Here is a 22437-nt window from a genome sequence, read left to right as displayed (position 1 = left end):
GAGAGTTCAGTGAGCAAGAGTTGGAGCCACAACCGCGCAGTCGAACATATCGATAAGAAAATTGCTGATGTGAAAGACATCACCGTCAAAGACTACGTCCGCGACATGTCCTTGGAGTCGATCCCGACGAACGTGGCCTACCGGGTCGACGGTGTCCACATGTACGCGGATATCCAGAACCTAGAGGACATGCTCAACATCACGCATGTCGAAGGCACTGACTGCCATAAACGCACGCTACGATTCCTCGATCAGCATTACCGAGCAGTCAAGCGCATTCTCGATCGGGTTGACGCTCGACGGGTAGACTTCCACAGCCAACGGCTACATTCGTTGTTCACCAAACCTTACAACAGCGATACCGATGCCGAACTGAAGCGTGTGCAGCGGGCGGTCGCGACGGCCAAGCTCATGATCGATGTGCTTGCCCAGACAGGTGACGATGATGAGCAAATTCCTGCCGCGAAGCTGCGAATCGGCATTGATACCGGCCTCGCCCTGGCAGTTAATAACGGCCGCAAGGGGAATCGTGAACCGCTATTCCTAGGCGACCCGGCTAATCACGCAGCAAAACTGGCCAGCAACAACAGCGCCAAAGGCATCTACCTTACCAATGCTGCCCGTATGGCAATCGGCTTGACTGAGAAAGACGCGCCCGAAAAAGCTGCGTTGACGAATGAAGAAATCAAGGATTGCCAGGACGCCGCCAAATTGGACGTCACTGCCGACGAAATCGTCGAGGAATGGCGCGAGGACCTGAAGAACAATCCCATTGGCGGCTACCAGTTTACCCGCCAGACACCGCCACTGTGCGACATGGACATCAGCACGCTGACACCCGCCAACTCTAAACGCCAAGAAATGGTGAGCCTTTATGCCGATATCGACGGCTTCACGGCCTATGTCGCGGAACATATCGACGACAACGCCGAGGACGTCGTCCGTACGCTGCATGTAATACGCGCAGAACTCGAGCGTGTGGTTACGTCTGACTTTCAGGGGCGGCGAGTCCGCTTCATTGGTGACTGTGTGCAGGCGCTGTCGTGTGATGGTACTGCCCACACCACGGACGAACAAACAACGATCTCCGAATCAACCCGCTTAGCCGGCGCACTACGCAGCAGCTTCAACCTGGCAATCGAGCGTTTGAATGCAAAGGATTATGAAACGGGTGAACTGGGTCTCGCGATAGGCTTTGACATCGGCCCCATTTCGGTAACCCGCCTGGGCAGGCAAGGAGACCGCGTTCGCTGCGCGATAGGGCGTAAAGTGATCGAATCTGAAAATCGCCAGTGTGCCTGTTCTGGTGTCGAGACGGCGATTGGGCAAGCGGCTTATGACGCCGCGACTGACGCCGTGAAAGATCTGTTTGGCAAGACTCGCAAGATTGCCAACCTGGATTATAACGAGGCCACTGAGGCGCTGGCCGACAAGGGTGATGAGTCAGCCAAACAGGCACGTACGGAAGCGTATGCTGGTGCTCCGGCGATCATTCTCGCGGATAACCGTGAAGTTCGTCCTTACGCGATCACCACTGCCGGCGAGTCAGGTAACTCTTGATCACCGCACTTAATCTGATTGCACAATTCGCCCCCGATTTCGGGGGCGTTTGCACAGTTCACTCAGACTCTTCGGCGCTTCTGGAATTGCCGATCCGCTTGGTCGACGGCAGGGTTTTGCAGTACAAATTGCGCCTTCAACGGAGCGATGAATCGGTTTACGTTCAAGAGGAACAGCCCACTCATCTACCGTCCTTTTGCCCTGAGCGCCACATCAACTATGACGGCACGTTCTGTCTGTATTACCCAGCGGCCAGTCGCTTGACCGTGACTGACGAAGTATCGGCTGTGGCTTGGCTGGAAACACTCTACAGATTCCTCAAGCTTCAAGAACGGGCCCGGGTTCAGCGCAAATGGCCCAACAACGAGGTCTGGGCCCATGGGAACGCCGCCCATCACCAGATTCGCGCATCGACGGCTGCTAAAGCCCTAGATGGTGAATTTTCGGCAGCGCTTGAACAGAATCAGATTGCACTGCAACGTCGACGATCGAAAGGTCGGGCCATCCTGGAGATCAGGGTTCGCGGCGTTCACGTCTATAGCGTGTGGGAGTCTTACAGGCGAGTAATCAATCTGAAGCAGCGCTGCTTTTGCGGGACCGCTGGGCTTAGGCGTCCGAAGACATTACGTCGGTGCGGACCGCACGCCAAACAAGCCGTTGAACTGGCTTTTGCGCTACGTGATTGGCAGAGCGAAGAGGATCGCTATTGGCAAAGCATGCAGGATCGGAGCTGCTGTGGCTCCTGCGATAACTGCCCTCTTTTACCAACACCTTGACGAGGTGCTGAAGAGCTTCCAGGTCGGCTATACCCAGAAATCGTGTACTGGGGGTGCTGGTTGGCAACATGGGCGGCCTTCTCCGCAGGGTAACAAACGTATGACTATATTAATGAAAGGAACCACGCTAAATGGCCCCACCGCCAGAGCCGATTTGCCTTTCCAACCCTGATAATGGCAATGTGCCGATGTCCCGACTAAGCGCGATCCCTGCACGAGCCAATACCTCAAGGAGCAACGATGGCATACCGAAATGGTAACTATTGCGCGTTCTATGTGGCTGAGCCCTTCCACGAAAGTTCACTGGCTGCCCATGCCACCAAAGACTTCGTTTACTACAACATGCTGAGGGCTTGGAAGGCCAAAGATCCATCCTTTCCTTTCATCGATTCCCACGCGAAAACCTATAGCGTGAGGGACGGCAGTGATTGGGAAAGAACGTTAAAACCAAGATTGCGCGAACGCCTGCAGTCCTCAAAAAATATTGTATTGTTTTTAAGCAGCGCTACTTTTAGTTCAGTTGCTCTGAATGAGGAAATTGAATACGGGATCGAAAACCAAGGCCTCCCCGTCATTGTTGTTTACCCAGAATTTAAAACAAAAGGGTCTTTACTGCTGAATGGCGTCTTATCTGAGGATGTTAAAAAATTGTGGAACAGGCTTCCGACTTTTAGAAGACTGATGTCCAAGGTGCCGACTTTACACATACCGCTCAACCAAGAAACCATAGTAAGCGCACTGACCAACTCAGACTTTTCGCTTGCTTCCAAGACCCAACCGGATGTCTACCGCTATTCCGCATAACCAATGACACACCCATACAACAAGGAGAATAGCTTGCGCAAGGTTCGTTTTTTTGACAGTCAGTTGATGAAAAACTTTAAGGAACGGATTTCCACCACCAGCACCGTATTGTCCCTCGCATTGATTTTCGTGGAAATCCCTTCACAGATGAAGGCATTGGCGGGCGCTATTTTTATCGGCCTATTAATTGTAGTTTACGTCTGGTTGTGGCACAGAGCGAATCAGCTCAAAAGCGTGGATTTAGACATTGAAGGCAGCAAAGTCACGGTGAAGGCAGGCGACTTATTTTTGGAGCCAGGACTAAAAGTCATTGCATTCAACGAGTACTTTGACACCATCGTCGATGATCGCATCATATCGGCTCACTCCTTAAATGGGGTGTTTATTAACTTACACCTGCCGGGCACGCTTGCCAAACTCGATCACCACCTAGAATCGTACTCTTTTGACCATGACGAACTGGGTGATTTAAACACTGCCAGACGAGTTGGAAAACTGCAAAAATATAAAATTGGCACACTCTGTGTCTACGATGATTTCATACTCACAGCCTTTTCAAAGTTTGATGATCAAAATCGGGCAATGCTGACCATGTCCGAGTACCTGGAGTTTCTGATCAACTTCTGGGATAAAATTAATAAAGTGTACGCTCAACAAAGCGTCTCCACTCCCATTTTCGGGTCAGGCATTACGCGAATCAAAGAGCACAAAAACATCAGTGATGAAGACTTGCTTAAGATCATGTTATGGACATTCCGGATCAGTGAAATGCGATTTAAGTACCCTGCCAAACTGACGATCGTGATCCACCCAGACAAGATCAAGACCATCAATCTTCTGGACATAAAATCGGCGAAAAACGGCTTGTAAATGTGACCGTCAACGGCCGCCGCCTCCTTTGCCAAGCAGTTGAGGATCGGAAATAGGAATTGATGAGCGCCCTTGGCAATGTGAAGGGCGCGCTGTTTCTCAGGCGATGTGAACTCGGCAATCACCAATCACTGTGTTTGCCTGCGCTCGAGCCAGCCTCCTTGGACTCACCCTGCGCACTTCGGCGACCAGATGCGCGCTGACGCTTCTCGCCTTCCATACGTATGATTTGTATAGGACTGGGCCTGACGTCTTCCAGCAGCGAACTCAAGCGCTCCAACTCGCCGAGGGCGCGCAAAACCGCGATCAGGTTGTTCAACCACGGCTTTATACCCTGGTCCGGATCATTGCCTTAAAAAGTGATTTCTACCCAGCGCCGCTTTACCCGGGGTCAGGCCCGGCGAGGTCATCCCCCCGTTGGAAAATGGATTTGCCGTGTTTGCCATGGCTCAAGCGGATAAAAGTGTCATATTCACCGTTCGTACACAGGAGAATGGCGCCGAGCCAAGGCAGATCGGCGAACCGATTCCCTCTCCAAAGCAGCTAATCACACCGCTGCTCGAGCGCCTGCACCCAACAGCGGCGACGCGGCCCTCGGCGGACTAACCCAGTAAGCCATCCCCCTTAACGAGTTGGGGTGCATCTCGGAACAGGTGCACCCTAAATATCACTAACGATGCCAGGCATCTTCTGCCTTCAAAAAATCCACGACGTACTGACGCTGCTCGGCAAGAGTCGGGCGGGTCAGTGCCCAGCCGAGATGAGCGCTGACAAAGTCACCTTGCGCATCATCACAGTAGTACGCGGTCTGCGCTTTACCCAAGGTATAAAGGTTAATCAGCCGAGCCCGCGCAGGCGGCTTCAATAGATCAAACACTGCGATATTGGAGCTGTTGGAAAAGACCAAGGCCTTGTGCGGACTGATGGCAATGATGAACAACAACTTCTTCAAGTAATCGCCCCAGCGGGAGGTCGGATAATCCGAGCAGAGCAAGCTCAAGCGCTCATGGCTATACTCGCGCAGGTTCGCCTGGACCAAGCCGTCCGAAAACGGTTGCTCAAGCAAGGGTAGGATCTCGTTTTGGGTGAGCAAGACCAACGAAACCACGCCGAGCGAGTCGCTTGCCTGAAAATAATGGATGACCTCATCAATCGACTCCTGCGAGAAGCGCCGTTCGGCTTTCATTCTCTGGCGCAAGAGGTCCAGTTCCGAACGAACATCCATGAGCACCGCAGGGTGTCGAGCCTCCAGTAACGTCAAGGTATTCGCCAGCTGTCGGCGATCAGACAACCCCCAATCCTGGACGAGACTTCCCCGTGCCTTTTCGATGATCTTGTGACCGGTCTCATCAATCAGCGGAGTGATGTGGCTGGTTTCGACCTCAAAGCCGCCATCGGGAAAGTCGATACGATACAGATCTTCGATAGAAGCCGTGTATTTGATGGAGACCGGCTTGATCTCCATTACCCCGCTGTGAAGTAAGCGACGATAACGGAAAACTTTTCCACTCGCATGCTGCCAAGCTTTCAGGAAATGCTGAGGGATGAAATGGTGATTGCGTGGGGGATTCGACATGCCGTGAAACGCTCCAAGTGTCTAAATCCGATGCAAGACTCTCGACGCTAATATACTTCGCCTCGCCTCAGCCAACGAGAGCGAAAACGTTCATCTCGGGTGGACGGATATTAGGCAGGGCACTGCTTACCGATGTCACTTTCCGAACGGGACGTTGCTGTCGATGGACCGCCATGCCGGCTGCGCCCCCAGCCAACCGACATAATCCATCAGCACTTAGCGTCGCCATTTGCCAAAAGGTGCGGTCGTGTCGATATAGCGCATCGCTGAATGAACGTCTCGCCAACCGACATAATCCATCAAGGCCTTAGCCCCCCACTCGTTACGATTGGCCCAGGTAGCAAAACCGCGGCGCAGCGAATGCCCACTGTAACCTTCCCCATCCAGGCCATTGCGGGCAAAAGCCATACGTAAAAGCCGCGACATACTGTTCGCATTCAGTCCCTCTGCACTGACATGCCCCCAACGGTCAATGGCCCGGAACACTGGTCCTTGCTGCAGACCGCTGGCCGCCAACCAGGCCTCGTACGCCGCCACCGGACACAGACGCTTCAGCGCGGGCACCATGACTGTCCGTCCTTGATGATCACGATCGGTTTTGTCACTGACGAGGAAGATTTCCAAGCTTGCTCCCGTTTCGACTTTGATGTGCTCGACGCGTAGCTGGCACAGATCGTCGCTGCGAAACGCTCGCCAAAAACCGAGCAAGATGAGCGCCTGGTCCCGACAGGCGCGCAGTCGTTCTGCGGCAACAGTGGAGCTGGCCTGCTCATGTAACCCGGTGATGCACTCCTCCAGCGCCTGCAGTTGCAGCGCCTCTGCCCGTTTTACCGGCTGGGGATGCTCGGCGCGAATCCCGCGCAGCACATCACGCACCCGCGGCTCTTTGGTCGGATCCACAAATCCATGGCGCTTATGCCACTGAGCCAGGGCGGCCAAGTGAGTATGCAGGGTAGAACTGGATAGCTGCTCAGCATAGGTAGCCAGATAGCGCGCGACACTTTCGCTGGAAGCGGGCAATAGCCCCTGCCATGTCCCTTCAAAATGCTCAAGCGCACTGAGGTAGCGACGTTGCGTACTCGCCCGTCGCGCCGCCTTCAAGTACCGATCCACTGGGGCCGTCACGCCACACATCCTCCTCGCATACCACTAATAAGCCGAATATTTCCCAAAAAACCCTCTCACGTTTGAGAATCTTGGTTTCTCACACCTGTTGAATCGCTCACTTCAAGGCTAAATTGGCTAGATTGTGCAGCTGTAATAACGTAGGCCGTAGCGCAGTACGAAATCGTCAGCCGGGTGACGCCCCAGTCACCGAACGGCGCGTCGGCCTCCACGTAGCGCAGGGCGCTGTGCACGTCACGCCAGCCGACGTACTCCATCAGGGCTTTCGGGCTCCATTGATTACGGCTGGCCCAGGTCGCAAAGCCGCGGCGTAACGAATGGGAGGGCTATATTTTCAGGGATCAAATCGCAGTACCAGCGAGACGCCAGGTTCAATTGGAGCCCGTATAAAACTGCTTTTTCGAGACGTAAGAGGTTAGCAACAATCGGTCGGTACCTGACGAGTTTGCCAGAATGCTCTTTATAATAACTGCAGCCATTCCAAATGGGCCCCACCATGATTGCTAGCGTTATGCGCAAAGATGCTTACCGTGATTATCGAGTTCGGCTGGAGCTTATCCTTCATATTCCCACCAACGCGTCAGAGCAGGATATCCACGAGCTCATTGAGGCTGGCTTCTTGGCTGATAGCGTCATAGTTCTCTGCGATACAGGCTTGATCGGTCCATCAGAGCGCAATCAGATTACTCCGCTCAGAACCCTCAAAACTCGGTTGGCAACACGTCAGCGGCTCACGGTGCACGAGAGTGATCGGGTGTTCCGATTTGCGCACATCATCGCCATAGCCGTGACACTCTTCGGGAGTGACGAGAAGGCGAAGCGTTGGCTCTCTAAACCCAAGGATCGTTTCTTGGGAAAGGCCCCATTTGCGATGCTCTCTACACTCCAGGGCACTCGTCTAGTTGAGGAGATGCTGATTCAGGTAGCGGAAGGCATTGCATTTTGATCCCGTATACGACGTAAAAAGCATCATTCGTCAGCGCTATTCGCATGGGGTAGTGAAGGGCTTTCTCGCTTGTCTCGAGAGAAGAGTCGCGGCAATTCGACGCCCGAGTTTTCGGCGCGCATGAAAGCATCATCGGCTGGATAGCCGACGCCTCCAGTTCGGACATTTACATGTGGTCTAAAGCGAAAACGCCGAATGGGTTCAAATGTTCGCCGAAGACGCGCCTGTCCTGAAGAGCACAACCGCTAGCGAGGATGGACATTCAATTCGAGAGATTTACAGTCTGGCGCTTGCGGACTGTGCGCGGTTGAAGAGGACAAACGTAAGCGGTTGCCACTGCTTGAATGACTCGGGCAACGGATCAGTTGCAGGTTTCCGTGAAAATACGATCCCATTCACGGGCTAGCAAGCTGCGGCACGCCGACACTGAACCACCGAAGCAGCGTTGTGAGACCGTTTGCATATTGGCCTCAGTAGCGTATGCAATCGTTTGCCCTCGCTCATCGAATAAAACGCCGCCTGCTCCTCTCAAGAGTGCATGGCCCGCGACAACGTCATGCGCGGATACCGGATAGAGCGAAACACCGCAAACACCCTCCCCGGCGGCGACTTTGGCGAGCCGATAGGCAATGGAAGGCATGGCCACAAAGGTGCTGGGTTGGCAGAGCTCGCTGTTGAGTGCAGGTTTACTGATCGCCGCCGCACTGACCATCACGAACTCGTCGCTCGACAACGTTTTGGCAGTAAGCCGTGTTTTGACCGGCCGTCCATTGCGGCTCACCTCGGCCATGCCTTCTGCCCAGGCAATGCAATCAGGCACGCCTTCAACGGTGACGGGAGCATGCACCACACCTAATACCGGCGTTTGCATGTACAACAGACCGATGGAAAGGGCTGAGCCCTTGAGCCCCTTAAGAAAGTCCGCGGTCCCGTCGTTTGGGTCAACGACCCAGCACCATGGATGGCCGGTCAGACGATGTCCGGTTTCCTCTCCCCAAAAGTCGCAAGGAAGAAGCTTCAGCAGGTGTTGATGTAATAGCTGTTCGATTTCTACGTCGACGGCGGCCTTGTCACCCTGACCCCGTGGTCCGTCCATTCTCACCCACTCGGCAATCAGCAGTTGGCCGGCGCGAACAACGACCTCGATGGTCTGGGTGAGTAGCTGTTCAAGGTCAGGGTTTTGCACGAGATGGGATGCCCTATGGTTGAGTGGGGGGAAAGCGATGCTCCTCACCCGTCAGCCGCCCAATTGGCTGTCGGCCAGACGGGCAACGCCGCCTATCAAAATCGGTGTGTGCCCTTCTTGGCTCTTGTCCTCAAGATTCGATGGGCATTCCCTCAAAACTACACCTGCAAGACTGTTGATAGTTGATGAACTTACGCACAGCGGAGGGGGGGCGCTGCCCCGAGACGCAGCCCGTTGGTGGGTTAAGGATTGTCGAGTCACTTTTTCATGTACGCCCTTGTGCTTCGACCTGTACCAGCAAGCAAGCCGCTTGCCCCTGCTGGGTGATGACGAACGTATGCCCTTGCGCAACTAACACCAGCAACCGACGCATCCGACGGCGAGCCTGGCTTTTGCTGTAGGTGATGCGCATGGCCGATACCCCTGACTAGATCTCGATATAGATTAGCCTTTTCACTCCATGCTGCGACCTGAGTACACCGACGGCACGGCCCAACACGAGCCCTCCCAATTTGAGGACTGATAACGCCTAAAATTCTAGGCGTTACAGGGGTAAATCTGGCGTTGCGCCTAAAATCCTAGGCATTAGCTCAATGCAGTGGTTGGTCGCACGATGGCCGGGCTTCCGCGCAGACTGCTGGAAAACCCGCATTGGTTTCGTACGAGGGTGGCGCTGAAACGAACCCTCGCGTTGGGTGGAGTTTCGCCGAAAGCACGGAGGTCGAAACCACTACACCTTTCACTTGTTATCTCACATCTTTTTCCGACCGCGCTTCTGCAACTACAAGGCTTACCGACCTACGAGTAACAGACGTAAGACTCAAGGACTTCACATTTTTTCGCGCGCCTCCCAAGCGTATAAAATGCCGCATGGCCACGCCACACAATAGCTCCCGGCAAGCCCAACGCCGTCGAAACACCCTCCCCTTGCGAGTCGACCATCATGCGCCTGCGAAGTGGCCAATAGGCAAGTGTCCGAGCCACAGGGTGTAAGGATGGCGTAGGCAGCCTGGACTAACGGGCCGCCAGATCAGCTCGACCGCGACAGCAGACGGAGACGCCTAGATCGATAACAGCGACGTCAGTCGGATGGAGACCAAAAGACCGTCGGTGGGCGCGACCGAAGCAGTAACATCCATAGACGGTTTCCCGGCGAAGAGAACGAGCGATCGCTGAAGGCTCAGCTCGTTGGCCTGGGTGATTCCCTCGTGCGCACCAGCGCTGGCGGCGTCAGCGGTAGGGGCAGACCGACCTCACACCGGCTGACGACAGGATCCGAGTGCCGCCACCCACTGATTCCCCGCTTCGGCCTTGGTCGACATTGCCTCAGCGCAAATGCACCTTGCACGACAAACCGCCTATCGTTCAATAGGTGGGCAAGCCTCAACGCCGCTCTTGAAGGAGGCAGCATGTCAGCAAAGAAAATCGAGGTCCGCCGCGGATCAGACGGCTACACGCCGGCGTCTGAACAGCCGGACGGGATCCAGCTCCACATTGAGCTGCCGGCAATGAGCGGGCACACAGCAGACGTCTACCTCGATTGCCTCGAGGTCTTGAACCGTGTGTTTCTCGGTGCCCTGCCCCAGGCAGCGGCCGATACAGAGGTGCCTGCCTCAAGCCTCAGCGCGCCCCGCACGCTGAACCCGCGCACCTTATTCAGGGAGGCGGTCATGCTGGCAGAGGCGCGGCAGTTGATCCTGCAAGACGGCGACTGGGTGACCGCGGCGGGCTTGTCCCAACTCACCGGGCTCGAACCTGCAGCGCTCGCCGCCGGCCTCCGGGCGTGGCTGCGCGACGGCCGTCTCATCAGCGTGAACGACCGGAGCCAGGAGTACTTTCCAGCGTTCGCGTTTGGCGACGCAACGGAACCGCGGCCCATCGCCGAATTCGCCGCAGTGGTCAAAGTGCTGCGCGAAAAAAAGGACGGCTGGGGCATGGCGTTCTGGTTCGCCTCGAGCAATCACTTCTTGGCCGGCAATCGCCCCCAAGACCTGCTGCGATCGTCACCGCAGCGCGTGCGCCGCGCGGCGGAAGAAGAGGTGGCGGGGATACTGCTTGGCTAGTCCGGAGGTCGCTTGGGCGGCAAGCCGGTGTGTGACGGCGGCCGGGTAAACCCATCTGCTGGTGAAACAGCCTTGCCTGCAGTGACAGGACGGTGGATTCCCGCCAGCAATCCGACCGGTTCCAAGTCTCTACCCGCCGACAGGGCGGCGTCCAAGAATCGATTCGCACACGCCGAGCGCGCCCTGAGCGCCGCCTGCGCCGCGGCCTTGAAATGCTCAGCGACCTGCCATTTTGTCGTTTTGACTTTGCGCTTACCTTTCATCACGACTCTCGAAGTGAATCACAAACGTCTACTCCCGACAGGCCTTGAGACATGAGCGGACAGCCTTGGGACTCCGCCCGAACCCACGCTCATTGCTCCAAAGGTGCCACTCACGTTGATCAGGGTGGGCCACGCGTCTCCTAGACGTACCGTCAACCATGGCTCTCGCCCAAAAAACGCTCCGGGGTTTGAGAATCTTGCTTTCTCAAACCTGTTGAATCGCTGACTTCACCTGTCGAATAACCACGTTATACAGCCGTACGAACGTAGTTTGTAGCGCACGGTGAAATCGTCGCCACGCAGTCATTTCAACTCGGAGAACTTGTTGCGCCACCATTACCGAAGGCCCCGCCAAGATCGATATAACGTATGCCGATACGCACACTACGCCAGTCGACGTGATCCATCAGGCCCATCCAGCAGAGCTTCGCCAGCGAGCGTTTTACGGTGATGCAACCACCTCAACTGCTAACGGCGCAGGTCTCCAAAGGGAGCGGTGGTATCAATGTATCGCATGGCCGACTTCACATCCCGCCAGCCGACATAGTCCATCAGTTGCTTGGTGGTCCAGTTGTCGTTGTTCGCCCAGGTCGCAAATCCACGGCGCAATGAATGCCCGGTATAGGCATCACCATCCAGACCACTGCAAGCAAACGCCTCCCGCAGCACATAGGTCACGCCATCGGGCTTGAGCCCTTGGGTACTGATTTGCCCCCACTGATTGATGGGACGAAATACCGGTCCCTCCTGCAGTTCGCTGATCGAAAGCCAGTCCTCGTAGGCCTGCACCGGACACAAAAGCTTCAATGCCGGCAACAGAACCACCTGCCCGCGAAATTCTCGATCAGTCTTGCTGCTACCCAGAAACACCTCCAGCTGTTTCCCCCGGCATAACGTAGTGTGCTCCACCCGCAGTCGACACAGCTCGTCGGCGCGAAATGCCCGCCAAAAGCCCATCAGAATCAGCGCCTGATCACGGTAGGCCCGCAGGCGTGCCACCGGGTGATCACTGGCGATCTGTTGCTGCAGGCCTGCGACACAGCGTTCCAGCGCTATCAACGACAGAGGCTCGGCCTGTTTGACCAGTCGTGGGTGTTGCGCGCGGATGTTGCGCAGAACCTGGCGTACCTTTGCGCTTTTGGTGGGATCGTCAAAGCCGTGACTGTGATGCCACTGCGCGAGCGCGGCCAAGTGCAGGCCCAGCGTGCTGCTGGACAGGATTTCGGCATGTTCAGCCAGATACCGCACCACCGTGTCGCCGGACGCTGGCAAGCAACCACCCCAACCCTGCTCGAAATACCTCAGCACGCCCTGATAGCGCCGCTGGGTGCTTTCACGCTGAACGGGCCTTAAATAACGATCCGCCGGGCCTGTCATGGGATTCCCCTCCTCGCGTACCTCGAAAAAGCCCCACCGTGAAAAAGTGCCGCATAACTCTGGAGAAATCAGCATTCTCCAGAGCTACTTCGTCGCCCCGCCCGTTGCATTCCAGGCATTTGTACACCTGTACTTCCATACTGCGTAAAACACTACGAAATCGTAGGAGACTGGCCATGGCACGCGGCGGTATCAATAAGGCAGTGGTGCAGATCGCACGCAACGCCCTGCTCGCCCGCGGCCTGCACCCCAGCATCGACGCCGTACGCGTGGAGTTGGGCAATACCGGCTCGAAGACCACCATCCAGCGCTATCTCAAGGAGCTTGGAGAGGCCGAGGTACCGGCGCCGGAGATGCCGCTGGATGAAGAGATCAGTCGCTATATTGGCAGTCTAGCCGGGCGCGTCCAACAGCGAGCCGAAGAGGCGCTGGCGGCCGAGCGAGCGGCCTTCGACCGCCAGCAACTGGCGGCCCGGCAACAACGGGAAGTGGAAGCGGCCCATCTGGAGCATCTGCAACAGGCCCACGCCGCCCTAGGGCAAGCCCGACAGGCAGGCCTGATCCATGAGCAGAGCCTAAGCGGCCAGTTACAGGCGTGTGAGCTGGAACGCCAGCGGTTGCAGGAGGCCCATGAGCAACAGCTGCGCCTGCTGGAAGACCGGGCGGCGCAGATCGTTTCCCTGGAGGGTAAACACCGCCTGACTCAGGAGGCCCTGGATCACTATCGGGAACAGCACCTGCTCCAGCGTGAACAGGAAATCCAACGTCACGATCAGCAACTCCAGCACTTGCAGCGTGAGGCACGGACAAACCGCGACCAATTGCTCAGCAAACAGGAAGAATTAAGCCAGCTGTACCGTGATCTGGAGCGGATGAGCGGCGAACAGCTGCGCCAGCATCAGGAGACGCGCCGCCTGGAGCAGGCCCTGCAATCGGCCGAGGAGCAGGTGCAGGCCGCCGACCTCGAACATCAGAGCGATCTGCGGCAGCTGCAGGTCATCGCCCACGAGCTGACGGCCTTGCGCGAGAAGACCAAACAGCAGTTGCTCAAACTGCGGCAGACCCAGCGCGAGCTGCGGGCCAGGGCACTCCACATCAGTCAGCTACAAACGCTGGTAGAGCGTTTAACTCGATCTGCGCCGACTAGCCCCGATTGACCGCGGGCCCGACCATTGGCATCCCGCCTTCCGCCGCGCCGGCCCAAAGGTACTGGCGCCCAGGTACCTGCGAGCGGTCATCGATAGAGCGCCCGCAGCGCGACCGCCCGATCAAGCAGCCCTCTTCTCGCTTGCCCTTCGGCGCCGGCGTTTACCGTCCGCAGGTATTCCTTTAAGGCTGATTTGCAGCGGTGGAGACAAGTACCGCAGTTCCTTAGAGGTCAGCACCCGCCGGTTCCAATCGGCATCCCAGTACAAGCCGTAGCCGCATCTCACCGCCTCAAACCCTTCGGGATCAGCGCAGAAATAACCTAGCTCAAGTTCACCTTCGATGTGCACCCGTTTCATCAACCAGCGCGGAAGCCCGCGAAACAGGCGAACGTCGTTTGCAAATTTCTCGGTACTGACCGTCCACCCCGCCATCGATGGCAAGTGCCCCTCACGGAAATGATAATCCAGCAGCGGATACAGCCATTTTGTGGCGCCGGCGAATTCGCGCTGTACACAGATCAGATGGAGATAGACGATGAAGCGCGCCTGCACAAACTCGCGTGCCCAGCGGTATTTGTCCAGGCCACCGGCCAGAATCACCAACCAGAATCCCAGATCCTGCCAATAGGCAGCCGTGATGCGCCGCTGCAAGCGGGGGCGTTGCAGTCCGTGCAGCGGCTTGCCATGCAGTCTGAGCTGCATCACCAATGTCTTGCCATGATCGCTCGACACTTCTAGCAAGTGCAGAACCGCCCAGAGGGGGTTGTTCAACACCTCCTGCAGTGCCGGAAATTCGTTGATCAAGGCAGAGCGCAACTCTCCTTTTGGCAAAACCCCGCAGAGATAATTCCTCCACTTACCCGGTTCCCCACCGTCAGGTCCGATCAATCCCAGCCGCGCCTCGAAGGCTACACCCCAGCACACCAGCGCAGCGGGGGTCCTACTGATACCAGCCAGGAAAATGAGTTGATTGATAAAAACAGTCGCCCTGAGTTGATGGGCGAGGCGATGTACGGGGCTGGTCACTTCGACCGTCCTCCGCGCGTTAAAATTATCTAACAGCATAGCTTGCACCGCATAAAAAAAATTTGATGCTGTCAAGGTAGTGGCAAGGATACACAAAACGTAAAGACGGCCAGAAAAGGCTAACCATTGGACAGAATCGGCGTAAACGAACAAAAACCTACGCCAAGATGGCGAATTTCACCGCGTTGTTGGGGTTATATTTTTTAAAATTTTTCGCCAAAACGCCATTTCTTACCGGAAACAGGGGGCGAATAATCTCCGCACAACCCGATCTGGTTGCCACTTCCAGCGCTAAACAATGGGAGAAGAACATGATTGATGTGACGGTAAAGGCGGTAATTTCTCCCAGGTCTGTGAGTTTGGGCAGCAATTGCAGCAACGCGTTGAATGGCTCGCACTCGGGAAGCGGAGACGACTGCCAGTCATCCCCACCACCATCGCGCGCGCCCTTCATCCTGTATCCAGAGCAACTCGTTCCGTCCCGACCAATGATGGCACCTCAAGTTCGTAAACGAACATGGCGGTGCACCGCGCCTGCAGGGTGTGCAGCGTCGCCTGGTACCCGGCCCTGATCGGCGTGCTGGAGCTGATCCTGAACGGCCGCTTCACGGCACGCCCCGCGGGAGTGCAGCGGGACACAACGGCGACGGCTGCGCTTTGATCAGCCGAGAGCATGAGTAGGTTCTTTTATTTAAGGAGTCTTCGCATCATGAGCGTAAATACCACGGGTAAACACAGCCCATCTGCCACCATTCTGATCGAGACCCGGCAGATCACTTCAAACCTAGAAAAAGCAAACGGCCAACCTGGGCTGCGCTGTTTCATCTCGACGGCATGGGATCTGCTACACGACTGTCCGATCGACCAACGCGTCTCTTATGATGGAACGCTGGCCAAGGCGACGATCAGGTCGCCGGAAATGCTGTCGAAGTCCTCTACCGATGCCACCGGCCGTTCGAGCCAGTGCCATCTCAAGCGCTGGTATGGGTACCACGGTATCCCCTACGAAGTGTGTGTTATTCACAATGGTCGCGTCTGGTTGCGGCCCATTGGAACAAGGCGACTCGCGGCCAACGTCGGCTCATATGCTGCTCGTCCTTCTAAGCAGGATCTGGAGCGCCAGACCACGGCTTCAGCCTACGTGCGCGTACAGCCGGTCAAAGGCCAGCGTCTGCGCAAATCTCGGGCGTCCTTTGCGCAGCAACCATCCGAAATTCAACGCCTGGTTGGCTATTATTTCGAGTCCAAGTACTGCGTAGCAGGTGGGACGAAGTCTGAATTGGCCCGGCGGATGCAGGCAGAAATTCAGGCGATGAACCTCTCTCGCCCTAGCGATCAGCAGTTGAATATTCCGCCTCTCAAAACATTGTGCTTGTTCATGGACGAGTACTACTTTTTTGCGATGTCCAACGGGCGCACTGCCAAGCAAACGATCGTCAAGCTGCTCGCTGGCGTAAGCAGCAAGCCTTTTGATCGGCAGGCAAACCAAACGGGAGAGCAGTCGCCGCCCGAGCTTGATGAGTAGCGCCACACAAACTGCGCAATCCTTGCGGCTGGGCTCCATGTGGGCAGGTAGGTGCACTGGAAGGTCGGGTTCAAACAAAACGACTGGCCTGTGATGTGCGCTGTGCTCATCGAATGTCAGGCAATGTTTTTGGCGAAATGGGACAAACGCAGCTCCGTGTCAGAGGTCCCGCCGTTTAAACGGCCATCCCGCCATCTGTTGCTTGCGGCTGTGAGGACAGAAATGAGGACAAGCGCCATTCACTGCGCTTGTCCTGTTTCTTTCTGAGTTGCGTTGACCGAAATGGCAACGAAACCAGGCGATAGGTTTTCCCTCGGCGAGGACCAAACGATGAAGACCGAACTGTTCTTTCGACAACCCGAGTCTGTCCGCGACGTGGAGGTGCGTCTAATCAAACCACGGCGCTGCGGATCGCCCTTTCAGCAATTGGTGGTGTTCCAGTCAAGGAAAAATGGCAACCATTTACGGATGTCGCCCACCCTGCTGGATTTCTGCCTAATGCTGGAACGCAGACGCGACATCCGCTACTACCAGCCAACCCCATACACGTTGATTCAGCCCAGCCGGGCATTTCGGTACACCCCTGCCGTATGTGCCTATGGCGATGATTTGGGGCTGGTTTTTTTCGAAACCGCCAGGTTTATGTCCGACGGCTGTGAAGACCAGCTCGTTCGTCATGAAGACTGGTTCGGGGAGATGGGCTATCTCTTCTGCCCCTGTCAGCCGTATACGAACATCAGCTACTGCGAACTGCTTCAATGGCGCTACCTCTACAGCTATTCCTTCAGCTTCAAGGCACAAGGCTCCAGCCTCGCGCTGGATCTCCTTAAGCATCACAACAGCTGCACGGTCCAGGAACTCTTGGACGCCGGTGCTGATTTCAGCGACATTGCCTACCAACTCTTCTACGGAGGAGCAACCGCCGACCTGCGTCTTCCCATCACTCGCACGTCAGCCATCGCGTTAACGAGTGCACGGTCATGAACAACGAAGCAGATGGCCTCGAACTGATTGTCGGTGAGGAGTACCGCTACAACGGGCATGTCTACGTGATCGCGAACGTGTCCTGCGGAGTCGTTGAACTGCACAGCAGCACGCAACCATCGAACATGCGCCTGCAGAAGCTCGAGCGCCTTGAGCAAGCGGCGAAACGCCAACGGTTTGTACAGGTGCGTGAAGCTCCGTTTTCTGGCCGATACCACCAGATCGTGGCAGCCCTCAATCAGGACAGTCGTGCGGCATTTGATCGCCGCATTGCATATGTGCGAGCCGCCGTCGAACGATTCAATAGCCGGTTGCCAAGGCAAGCCTGCAAAGCACTGATCGCCGAGGTGCAAGACATCATCGGTGACACCAGCCCGCCGTGCTTCAACACACTACGCAACTGGGTGCACCGCTACCTGGAACGCAATGAATCGGTGACCGCATTGATTCCCTTGAAAAAGCTACACAAGGATCAATGGGAGCGACTGCCGGAGATCACTCGAGAAACGATCGAGGAGTGCCTGGACAAGTACTACTACATGGAGGAACCCGAATCGGTCAGTGACATTATTGGGGCGATCCAGTCCGCGCTGGAAACATACAACGCGCTTCGACCGCCGACTGACCAGCTCATCATCCCGTCCGACAGCACCCTCCGTCGACGGATCAAGGAAAATGGTGAGTTCCGCCGTCTGCTGAAACAAAAAGGCGCCCAGGAAGCAATCAAGGCCAGCCGATGGAGCGTGAAGCTCAGGCGTCAATATCGCCTCCTGCAGCGAATTGAAGGGGATACTCATTCTCTGGATATCGAACTGGTCAATGAGCATGGGGACACCATCGGCAAAGCTGCGCTTACCGTCTTGCTGGACGTCGCGTCTCGGCGTGTGATTGGTTGGGACATCTCGATCAACCCCCCCTCGGCACAGAAAACGATCCGCGCACTCAAGGACTCCCTCCACCGGGTGGGTGTCGGCGAAGAATACCGGCTGGACAATGGCTCAGAGAACACCAAAAAAGATGCGCTTGATGGTCTCTTCCCCTTGCTCGGGCCCAATATCACATACTGCCGGGTTCGGCGCCCCAACGAAAAACCTTACGTAGAGCGTTGGTTCAAAACGCTGACGACTGGGCTCACACACAGGCTGCGCGGTACCACCTTCTCCTGCCCCGAGGAGCGCGGCGATTATCCTTCAGAGAAAAAGGCGATCTACACCCTTGAGGTCATTAAGAAACGCTTCGAGGATTGGCTGGAAAATGTCTATCACAAGCGTCGGCATCGCGGGATTGGCACGTCGCCAAACAAAATGTGGGCCAAGCTAGCAAAGCAGCAACCGCCCTTGCGGCTGATCGCTTCCGAGGACATGTCCCGCCTCTTCTTGAGCCAAACAAGCTCCAAACTCGTCGAAGGCAGAGTCCGTTTCAAAAACCTTCAATGGAGCTGCGGTGAGCTGAAAAACCTCCACGATCTGGGTACCAAGGACCAGCTTCTCACCATTTTTTACGACGCAAGCGACCTCGGGGAAGTGGTGGTTACCCACCCCGATTACCCCGAAAAAGAGTTCCGCGCCAAAGGCTGTGAAATGAGTTATCAGGACGGTCTCACCCTAGACCTGCATCTGCTGTTAAACGCCGCTCAAAATAAGGAAGCTAAGGGACTCGACTTCAAAGAGGCACGCGACCACAGAACTCGCATCATGCAGGAGCGCTACGACTACGAACACAAACGAGGGCGCCGTAAAGCTGCACAAACGGACGAAAAAATTGGTCAGGCATGCCCTGCGTCAGAGACCACTCGCACTGCTCCGTCCATTGGACATCACCGCCCGACCACCGATAACGAGAAGTTCTTTGGTATGTACGCCGCGCCCGCTGTAGGCGACGTCTCGGAGGTTATGAAAAATGATTGATATTAGCAAGCAACTAGAGACTTTCGAGGCTCAGATCATCAACTACAAGGCCTATAACCTTGCCTACATGACTGTCATGCGATCTATTCAAGCCACGCAAATGCGAGGTATCCCGTCTTGCGTAGTACTTGTAGGAGAGTCTGGATGTGGAAAGAGCACATTGGCGCACCAAATCATGTCAACTTACCCCTCGCAGAGTACGGGGGAAGATGATCGCGGGATATGGAATAGTCGACCTACAATGTACTGTGGGCTTCCTACCAAAGCGACGATCAAATCCTTCGCCAAAGCTCTCTTGCAATCACTGGAATTTGAAGCATATTCCGGGGATGCATTTGAACTGACTCAACGCGCTCTCCGACAGATTTTACTACAGAAGGTGGAAGTGGCATTTTTAGATGAGTTTCAAATGCTTGCAGACAAAAAAGCAGAACAGGCATGTACTGATGTGATGAACTGTGTCGCACGACTTGTAGATCGTACCGGCATCCCGTTCGTCATACTTGGCACGCCAGACATTGAAGGTTTTTTTTACAAAAAAGGCATACTTCGGCGTCGATTTCCTTTTTTTGCCCGCCTCGACCCCCTCCAACTCGAACTTACAGATCAAAATTCTGACTTTCAAATTGTGTTGCGTGGACTTGATAAAAAAATGTATGAAATCGGGCAATTGGAGAAAGGCGTCCATTTGCATGAGCCTGAAATTGCGCTTCCATTATTTGTTGCATCCGGAGGAATATTGGAAGATATAAGGCTGCATTTGTCGAATGCGTTTTCCTTCTCACTGTATCGAGGAGACGCAATCTTACGGCGTGAAGATTTTACATATGCTTTTGAAATCACACGGCATGACAACTGTATTTTGCCGGCGGGGAATCCTTTTGAGGTCACTAAAAATATCCTGGTCGAAATAACGAGCGGCGACAAATGAAAATTTCCTACCTTTCCTTCATACCTTTTCCTTTACCCGACGAGAGCCCCATTAGCGCCATTCAGCGTACCGCCAAGGAAAACGGGTTCAAACATTGCCGTGCTCTACTGTCCTACCTAAATAAAGCGACACACCAATCACCTTACGGTAATATTTTGCTGGCCAACTCGGTAATATCTAGGACGCTTCAATCCTTCGCGCCGGAATATGCCGAGCAGATTAGTGCCAACTTTTACTCACCAATACACCCACTTATCAAGCATTCAAACGCGATAATCAATGGAATAGAGATTCGATATTCAAACTTAAGGTTCGAAGGTTCTGCACTCTGTACTCAATGCTGGAAGGAGGGGTATGAAAAATTCCCAAAGGACATAAAGCTATTCTCAGGCTGTCCTTTCCACAATTGTGCTTTCTTATTTAACTGCCCATCGTGCGGCAACAGAATAAAATGGAAAATTCAGCTCTCAGACGTTTGCAAATGCGGCGAACGCTTGATTAGCCCGAAATTGTCAAACTCGGAAAATAGCCTAAACAAATATTTACTTAAAATATTTCAACTAGGTGACACCGAGCAAGTAGTTACCATTCAACGAATTCTTACATATTTGGAGCTTGAAACCTCCACTTGCGACGATAATGTGAAACGCGCTCGGCGCGCTTTAGCGATAGCGCTTAGCCAAGGAGACGTGGAAAACATAATAAATTCAATCCATAGTTGCCTACCGAGCAGTACTGCAGAAGAAATTGATTTTATCTTGTTTTTTATAAAAGCCGAACTCAGCGAGACTATCGCAGCTACACTCCGCCAGCAATTACTTTTGACAACAATGGAGCAGAAAGCTTCTGTAGCGGAAATTACACTAACCATAAAAAATCTAATAAAGTATATAGGGATCTCAGCAAGGGCTTGGTATCCATTAAAACACCAGTATTGTTTATTTAAAGGAAATGGTCGAGCAGCAAAAATCAACCTCAAAGAGGCAATACAGTTGAAGAAAACCGTAACTGCCGATCTACAACCTCGAGACGACCTTGGTCAGAAGACCTTAGATTTACGTCGCAAACACGTTTTATCAATCAGCGCTGTTAAATACATGACTGATATCCCGGAACAGTCGATTAAAATATTGGCGCTAAACACGAACCTTTTGGGTCTAAAAAAGCGCTACATCCGGCAAATACAACAAGGTTCAGAATTGCTATTTGGCCGAGCCAGGATTGATGCTTTTAACCAGCGTTACGTGTGCAGTCACTATCTATCACGCAAATGGAATATTCCAATCTGCGAGATTAATGATGCAATATCAACGCACCATCTTCAACTCAAAGAATGCAACTTCATTAAGGAGACCATCATTATTAACAAATCATTTTCACAGCGAGTTTTCTCCATCGTAAAACAAAGTCATCCCTGCTCCACTCACAGCGCGAAACGGTTTAATCTCTTACGAATAACACCGACAGAAGCTTCAGACTACTTAACAAATTCAGAATGCGCTAAAATGCTAGGTATTTCCGCAGGGGAAATAATGTATTTAATCAGAGAACGAATCATCCCCTGCCATTATAAGGGTAGCAAAGGACGCTATCTTATTTCTAAGCAAGATGCGTTAGACTTCTCCAGAAAATATCTGCGAATTTCAGAACTATCAAAGCAGCTAAATATATCGCCTATGAGAGTTTCACGATTCCTTTCGTCTGTTGGAATAATGCCAGTACACGGCCCTTTGGTAAACTCTGGAAGAAACCATTTCTACAGCAGAACCGGAATTTCCGCCCGCACCTTAAACTCTCTAATAAAACATCAGCACGCAACAGCACAGCCACCAAAACCTCGATTTGATACAGAAGATTTAAATTCTGAGTTCTGTATAAGCGTAAACACAATCTGCAAAAAATTTTCAATTTCAAAGAATATGTTTTATGCATATTTTATTAAAAACGAACTAATTTCTTACAAAACATTTAGAACCGGTAGGCACATCACAGAAAAAAACGCTGAAAAAGTATGCAAAATTCTAAAAAATTATGTCCCTTATGGGATGGCCGCGGCAATACTAAATGTCCCCCGAGGCTATTTTAGACAGCTAGTCTCAAGCAAAAAGTTCATTCTAGATGATTCCATGTTTCATCCGGCAAAAAATCCAGGGCTCGTCTCACTCAAACAAATCGATGAGCTTCGCTCAAAAAATGCTGATTAGCTAATTTTTTCCGGTTATAGCTTAAAAACCGGTTGAACGACTCGGCATTCAAGACTGTAAAAAATTCTTTTATGTCAGCCCACAAGTATCAACTTTTAGTAACAGAGATGAGCATGCGAAGTATCATCCTTTCCTATACACCTCCGCTCCAACAACTCATGATTAA

At 53.9% G+C, this 22437-nt stretch carries 19 protein-coding genes and 1 pseudogene; 12 read left to right on the top strand and 8 right to left on the bottom strand.

Annotated elements, in window-relative coordinates; translation table 11 throughout:
- The first annotated feature begins 9 nt into the window (after positions 1 to 9).
- The 4 genes from pycC to AC1RDQ_RS07720 all read left to right on the top strand — a co-directional run bounded on the left by pycC (position 10) and on the right by AC1RDQ_RS07720 (position 4010).
- The gene (pycC, locus tag AC1RDQ_RS07735; RefSeq protein ID WP_057715158.1) at positions 10 to 1560 is read left to right on the top strand and encodes a Pycsar phage resistance system uridylate cyclase PycC; all 1551 of its coding nucleotides are present in this window, start codon (positions 10 to 12) and stop codon (positions 1558 to 1560) included.
- Positions 1557 to 2336 carry an E2 domain-associated cysteine-rich protein gene (locus AC1RDQ_RS07730; protein WP_131726871.1) on the top strand — a complete coding sequence of 260 codons (780 nt, stop codon included), beginning with the start codon at positions 1557 to 1559 and terminating at the stop codon, positions 2334 to 2336. Before pycC ends, AC1RDQ_RS07730 begins: the two co-directional genes overlap by 4 nt.
- Before the next feature lie 240 nt (positions 2337 to 2576).
- The gene (locus AC1RDQ_RS07725; protein ID WP_057715159.1) at positions 2577 to 3140 is read left to right on the top strand and encodes a TIR domain-containing protein; all 564 of its coding nucleotides are present in this window, start codon (positions 2577 to 2579) and stop codon (positions 3138 to 3140) included.
- Between the two features lie 33 nt (positions 3141 to 3173).
- Complete coding sequence (locus tag AC1RDQ_RS07720) at positions 3174 to 4010, top strand: macro domain-containing protein (RefSeq protein ID WP_241781141.1); 837 nt, start codon at positions 3174 to 3176, stop codon at positions 4008 to 4010.
- A gap of 670 nt (positions 4011 to 4680) precedes the next feature.
- On the opposite strand, the gene AC1RDQ_RS07715 is transcribed toward AC1RDQ_RS07720, so the two are convergent.
- The 3 genes and pseudogenes from AC1RDQ_RS07715 to AC1RDQ_RS07705 form a co-directional block, all read right to left on the bottom strand.
- On the bottom strand, positions 4681 to 5586 hold the full coding sequence (locus AC1RDQ_RS07715; RefSeq protein WP_079246761.1) for a DUF4238 domain-containing protein: 906 nt from the start codon (positions 5584 to 5586) through the stop codon (positions 4681 to 4683).
- 216 nt (positions 5587 to 5802) lie between these two features.
- On the bottom strand, positions 5803 to 6687 hold the full coding sequence (locus AC1RDQ_RS07710; RefSeq protein ID WP_131726872.1) for a site-specific integrase: 885 nt from the start codon (positions 6685 to 6687) through the stop codon (positions 5803 to 5805).
- Positions 6688 to 6767: 80 nt separating this feature from the next.
- Positions 6768 to 7022 (bottom strand): annotated as a pseudogene (locus AC1RDQ_RS07705) (hypothetical protein); the annotation flags it as partial.
- 185 nt (positions 7023 to 7207) lie between these two features.
- Between AC1RDQ_RS07705 and AC1RDQ_RS07700 the strand changes: the two are divergent.
- Positions 7208 to 7657 (top strand): Xre family toxin-antitoxin system antitoxin, encoded by a 450-nt coding sequence (locus tag AC1RDQ_RS07700; RefSeq protein WP_057716623.1) that lies wholly within the window; start codon positions 7208 to 7210, stop codon positions 7655 to 7657.
- A gap of 361 nt (positions 7658 to 8018) precedes the next feature.
- Here the strand turns inward: AC1RDQ_RS07700 and AC1RDQ_RS07695 are convergent, their stop codons facing one another.
- Positions 8019 to 8843 carry an inositol monophosphatase family protein gene (locus tag AC1RDQ_RS07695; protein WP_057715163.1) on the bottom strand — a complete coding sequence of 275 codons (825 nt, stop codon included), beginning with the start codon at positions 8841 to 8843 and terminating at the stop codon, positions 8019 to 8021.
- Positions 8844 to 9108: 265 nt separating this feature from the next.
- A complete protein-coding gene (locus tag AC1RDQ_RS07690; RefSeq protein WP_198530243.1) occupies positions 9109 to 9255 on the bottom strand; it encodes a hypothetical protein in 147 nt (48 codons plus the stop codon).
- A 997-nt stretch (positions 9256 to 10252) separates the two neighbouring features.
- Here AC1RDQ_RS07690 and AC1RDQ_RS07685 point away from each other — a divergent pair.
- Positions 10253 to 10906, top strand: coding sequence for a hypothetical protein (locus AC1RDQ_RS07685; RefSeq protein WP_057715164.1), 654 nt, complete (start codon positions 10253 to 10255; stop codon positions 10904 to 10906).
- A 731-nt stretch (positions 10907 to 11637) separates the two neighbouring features.
- On the opposite strand, the gene AC1RDQ_RS07680 is transcribed toward AC1RDQ_RS07685, so the two are convergent.
- Positions 11638 to 12546 carry a site-specific integrase gene (locus AC1RDQ_RS07680; RefSeq protein WP_057715165.1) on the bottom strand — a complete coding sequence of 303 codons (909 nt, stop codon included), beginning with the start codon at positions 12544 to 12546 and terminating at the stop codon, positions 11638 to 11640.
- Positions 12547 to 12722: 176 nt separating this feature from the next.
- Here AC1RDQ_RS07680 and AC1RDQ_RS07675 point away from each other — a divergent pair, with 176 nt between their 5' ends.
- The gene (locus AC1RDQ_RS07675) at positions 12723 to 13703 is read left to right on the top strand and encodes a DNA-binding protein (protein ID WP_057715166.1); all 981 of its coding nucleotides are present in this window, start codon (positions 12723 to 12725) and stop codon (positions 13701 to 13703) included.
- A 111-nt stretch (positions 13704 to 13814) separates the two neighbouring features.
- On the opposite strand, the gene AC1RDQ_RS07670 is transcribed toward AC1RDQ_RS07675, so the two are convergent.
- Together AC1RDQ_RS07670 and AC1RDQ_RS07665 are read right to left on the bottom strand one after the other, a co-directional pair.
- Positions 13815 to 14759, bottom strand: coding sequence for a hypothetical protein (locus tag AC1RDQ_RS07670; protein ID WP_057715167.1), 945 nt, complete (start codon positions 14757 to 14759; stop codon positions 13815 to 13817).
- Positions 14760 to 14877: 118 nt separating this feature from the next.
- Complete coding sequence (locus AC1RDQ_RS07665; protein ID WP_057715168.1) at positions 14878 to 15174, bottom strand: hypothetical protein; 297 nt, start codon at positions 15172 to 15174, stop codon at positions 14878 to 14880.
- Between the two features lie 255 nt (positions 15175 to 15429).
- Here AC1RDQ_RS07665 and AC1RDQ_RS07660 point away from each other — a divergent pair, with 255 nt between their 5' ends.
- The 5 genes from AC1RDQ_RS07660 to AC1RDQ_RS07640 all read left to right on the top strand — a co-directional run bounded on the left by AC1RDQ_RS07660 (position 15430) and on the right by AC1RDQ_RS07640 (position 22271).
- Positions 15430 to 16245, top strand: coding sequence for a hypothetical protein (locus AC1RDQ_RS07660; RefSeq protein ID WP_057715170.1), 816 nt, complete (start codon positions 15430 to 15432; stop codon positions 16243 to 16245).
- 330 nt (positions 16246 to 16575) lie between these two features.
- Positions 16576 to 17229, top strand: a complete 654-nt coding sequence (locus AC1RDQ_RS07655) for a hypothetical protein (RefSeq protein ID WP_131726874.1) — start codon at positions 16576 to 16578, stop codon at positions 17227 to 17229.
- Positions 17226 to 19136 (top strand): TnsB C-terminal domain-containing protein, encoded by a 1911-nt coding sequence (locus AC1RDQ_RS07650; RefSeq protein ID WP_057715172.1) that lies wholly within the window; start codon positions 17226 to 17228, stop codon positions 19134 to 19136. Before AC1RDQ_RS07655 ends, AC1RDQ_RS07650 begins: the two co-directional genes overlap by 4 nt.
- Positions 19129 to 20067 (top strand): TniB family NTP-binding protein, encoded by a 939-nt coding sequence (locus AC1RDQ_RS07645; RefSeq protein ID WP_057715173.1) that lies wholly within the window; start codon positions 19129 to 19131, stop codon positions 20065 to 20067. Before AC1RDQ_RS07650 ends, AC1RDQ_RS07645 begins: the two co-directional genes overlap by 8 nt.
- Positions 20064 to 22271: a helix-turn-helix domain-containing protein gene (locus AC1RDQ_RS07640; RefSeq protein WP_131726875.1), complete on the top strand. Its 2208-nt coding sequence runs from the start codon at positions 20064 to 20066 to the stop codon at positions 22269 to 22271. Before AC1RDQ_RS07645 ends, AC1RDQ_RS07640 begins: the two co-directional genes overlap by 4 nt.
- The last annotated feature ends 166 nt before the right edge of the window (positions 22272 to 22437 follow it).

The organism is Pseudomonas sp. GW823-FHT02E01 (genome assembly GCF_058797535.1).
The sequence above is the reverse complement of the archived record's forward strand: the minus strand, read 5'-3'. Positions and strand labels throughout refer to the sequence as shown.